Here is a 3,591-nt window from a genome sequence, read left to right on the forward strand (position 1 = left end):
AAATTGTGTTCGGCGGTGTCCTACTCTCCCACACTGATTAGGGTGCAGTACCATTGGCGCTGGAGGGCTTAGCTTCCGGGTTCGGAATGGGGCCGGGCGTTTCCCCTCCGCTATGGCCGCCGTAACTTTATGAAACCGTTCACACGAGGTGTCAGATTTGTTTCTGAATTTTTGTGTGTTGTTTCAGAGGTGCATAGTGGATGCGAACACTTTTGGTTTCAGTGTTGTTGGTAAGTCCTCGGCCGATTAGTACCAGTCACCTGAACACATTGCTGTGCGTACAGTTCTGGCCTATCAACCCCATGGTCTGTGGGGGGCCTTAACCCCGCTGAGGGGGTGAGAAACCTCATCTTGGAACAGGCTTCCCGCTTAGATGCTTTCAGCGGTTATCCCTTCCGAACGTAGCTAACCAGCAGTGCCCCTGGCGGGACAACTGGCACACCAGAGGTTCGTCCGTCCCGGTCCTCTCGTACTAGGGACAGGTTTCCTCAAGTTTCTTACGCGCGCGGCGGATAGAGACCGAACTGTCTCACGACGTTCTAAACCCAGCTCGCGTGCCGCTTTAATGGGCGAACAGCCCAACCCTTGGGACCTACTCCAGCCCCAGGATGCGACGAGCCGACATCGAGGTGCCAAACCATCCCGTCGATATGGACTCTTGGGGAAGATCAGCCTGTTATCCCCGGGGTACCTTTTATCCGTTGAGCGACACCGCTTCCACTTGCCGGTGCCGGATCACTAGTCCCGACTTTCGTCCCTGCTCGACATGTACGTCTCACAGTCAAGCTCCCTTGTGCACTTACACTCAACACCTGATTGCCAACCAGGCTGAGGGAACCTTTGGGCGCCTCCGTTACATTTTGGGAGGCAACCGCCCCAGTTAAACTACCCACCAGGCACTGTCCCTGAACCCGATCAGGGTCCGAGGTTAGAAGTCCAATACGATCAGAGTGGTATTTCAACAACGACTCCATGAACACTGGCGTGCCCACTTCACAGTCTCCCACCTATCCTACACAAACCGAACCGAACACCAATACCAAGCTATAGTGAAGGTCCCGGGGTCTTTTCGTCCTGCCGCGCGTAACGAGCATCTTTACTCGTACTGCAATTTCGCCGAGTCTGTGGTTGAGACAGCAGAGAAGTCGTTACGCCATTCGTGCAGGTCGGAACTTACCCGACAAGGAATTTCGCTACCTTAGGATGGTTATAGTTACCACCGCCGTTTACTGGGGCTTAAATTCTCAGCTTCGCGGAACACGTCCACTAACCGGTCCTCTTAACCTTCCAGCACCGGGCAGGCGTCAGTCCGTATACATCGTCTTACGACTTCGCACGGACCTGTGTTTTTAGTAAACAGTCGCTTCTCTCTGGTCTCTGCGACCCACACCAGCTCACGCCGCAAGGACGGTCACCGGGATGGGTCCCCCTTCTCCCGAAGTTACGGGGGCATTTTGCCGAGTTCCTTAACCACAGTTCTCTCGATCGCCTTAGTATTCTCTACCTGACCACCTGTGTTGGTTTGGGGTACGGGCCGTGTATCAACTCACTAGAGGCTTTTCTCGGCAGCATAGGATCATGGAATTCGCCGCTACGGCTACGCATCACCTCTCAGGCTGCATGAGACACGGATTTACCTATGTCTCGCCCTACAGGCTTACACCAGTACAACCACTGACTGGCCCCACTACCTTCCTGCGTCACCCCATCGCTTGCCTACTACCAGCCGAGGTCCCGTGCATCACCTCACCCGGCACCCGAAGGTGCTCTCGGAGGATCTGGACGGTTAGTACAACTGATTCAGCATGGGCGCGGATACACGGGTACGGGAATATCAACCCGTTGTCCATCGACTACGCCTGTCGGCCTCGCCTTAGGTCCCGACTCACCCTGGGCGGATTAGCCTGGCCCAGGAACCCTTGGTCATTCGGCGGCAGAGTTTCTCACTCTGCTTTCGCTACTCATGCCTGCATTCTCACTCCCACACCCTCCACCACTACCTCACAGTGTGGCTTCCACGGATGCAGGACGCTCCCCTACCCACCCACACACCTGGCCCACAACCCGTAGATCATGGGCGGGATACTATGTGAGTGCCGCGGCTTCGGCGGTGTACTTGAGCCCCGCTACATTGTCGGCGCAGGATCACTTGACCAGTGAGCTATTACGCACTCTTTCAAGGGTGGCTGCTTCTAAGCCAACCTCCTGGTTGTCTTCGCGACCCCACATCCTTTTCCACTTAGTACACGCTTAGGGGCCTTAGCCGGCGATCTGGGCTGTTTCCCTCTCGACTACGAACCTTATCGCCCGCAGTCTCACTGCCCTGCTCTCACTTACCGGCATTCGGAGTTTGGCTGACGTCAGTAACCTAGTAGGGCCCATCGGCCATCCAGTAGCTCTACCTCCGGTAAGAAACACAGGACGCTGCACCTAAATGCATTTCGGGGAGAACCAGCTATCACGGAGTTTGATTGGCCTTTCACCCCTACCCACAGCTCATCCCCTCCATTTTCAACTGAAGTGGGTTCGGGCCTCCACGACGTCTTACCGTCGCTTCACCCTGGCCATGGGTAGATCACTCCGCTTCGGGTCTAGACCCGGCGACTCCACGCCCTATTCAGACTCGCTTTCGCTACGGCTACCCCACACGGGTTAACCTTGCCACCGAGCACTAACTCGCAGGCTCATTCTTCAAAAGGCACGCCATCACCCACCACCCAAAGGTGCACAGGCTTTGACGGATTGTAAGCGTCCGGTTTCAGGTACTATTTCACTCCCCTCCCGGGGTACTTTTCACCTTTCCCTCACGGTACTAGTCCGCTATCGGTCACCAGGAAGTATTCAGGCTTACCGGGTGGTCCCGGCAGATTCACAGCAGATTCCACGAGCCCGCTGCTACTTGGGCATCCATCACGCAAGACCATGTGCTTTCAGCTACCGGACTCTCACCGTCTACGGCAGACCATTCCAGGCCACTTCACCTAACACACAGTTTTCTCACTCACGCCCAGACAAGTAGATCTGAGAAGATGAACCCCACAACCCCACACACACAAACCCTACCCGGTATCACATGCGCATGGTTTAGCCTCCTCCGCTTTCGCTCGCCACTACTCACGGAATCACAATTGTTTTCTCTTCCTATGGGTACTGAGATGTTTCACTTCCCCACGTTCCCTCCACACCCCCTATACATTCAGAGGTGGGTAACACCACATCACTGGTGCTGGGTTTCCCCATTCGGACACCCTCGGATCACAGCTCGTTTGACAACTCCCCGAGGACTATCGCGGCCTACCACGTCCTTCATCGGCTCCTGGTGCCAAGGCATCCACCGAACGCCCTTAAACACTTACAACAACACCTACAAACAACCCCCACCACAACAACCACACACCAACAAGCATGCAGCCACCACAACGAGGATCAAATGTAGACATTCCAAAAAACAAGATAAAAATCTTTGCTATCTCTCGAAATCACGAGAAATAAAGATGCTCGCATCCACTATGCACTTCTCAAACAACACACACCCACCACCAACGCCAATCCTCCGCACGCCACCACAGCGCACCTCACCGAACCAACCCG

Annotated in this window: 2 rRNA genes; both read right to left on the bottom strand. The window is 55.1% G+C overall.

Going from position 1 to position 3,591, the window contains the following annotated elements:
• Positions 1-7 precede the first annotated feature (7 nt).
• Positions 8-124, bottom strand: a 5S ribosomal RNA gene (gene rrf / locus ACZ4TW_RS23745).
• A 102-nt stretch (positions 125-226) separates the two neighbouring features.
• Positions 227-3,358 (bottom strand): 23S ribosomal RNA (locus ACZ4TW_RS23750).
• Positions 3,359-3,591: the final 233 nt, after the last annotated feature.

This window comes from Agromyces sp. NPDC029043 (genome assembly GCF_055564615.1).